We start from the raw sequence: 357 nt of genomic DNA, 5'->3' as shown, positions 1-357 counted from the left end.
CTACAACACCGCCCTGGCTGCGGTGAGTTAATCGGGAGCCCCCATGCAATCTATTTCTCTGCTTACGCTCACCCTCGCCGCCACGGCAGCCATCAGCGCCGGGCGTTTTACTGCCGGTAATGGCACCACCGCCAGCGCCGGCGGTAACGCCCTCGGCGTGTCCCGCTGCAGCGCCGAGGCCGGTGAGGATTTCCCGGTGGATGTCATCGGCACCGCCCAGGTGACTGCCGCCGGAGCCATTGCCGCCGATGATCCCATTGAGGTGGGCACCGATGGCAAGGCTATAACAAAGTCTTCCGGTGTCACCGTGGCCCGAGCCCTGCAAGCCGCCAGCAGCGATGGCGACTCCATCGAAGT

The 357-nt window shown here is 65.0% G+C and carries 1 protein-coding gene; it reads left to right on the top strand.

Annotated features, from left to right (window positions below; genetic code table 11):
• Window positions 1-43: 43 nt before the first annotated feature.
• Window positions 44-357: capsid cement protein (locus MO867_RS22775; RefSeq protein WP_252473415.1), on the top strand; the 314-nt coding region annotated here is incomplete at its 3' end.

The organism is Microbulbifer okhotskensis (assembly GCF_023895975.1).
Lineage (GTDB): Bacteria > Pseudomonadota > Gammaproteobacteria > Pseudomonadales > Cellvibrionaceae > Microbulbifer > Microbulbifer okhotskensis.
Note: the sequence above shows the minus strand (reverse complement) of the source record. Positions and strands in the feature narration are given on the sequence as shown.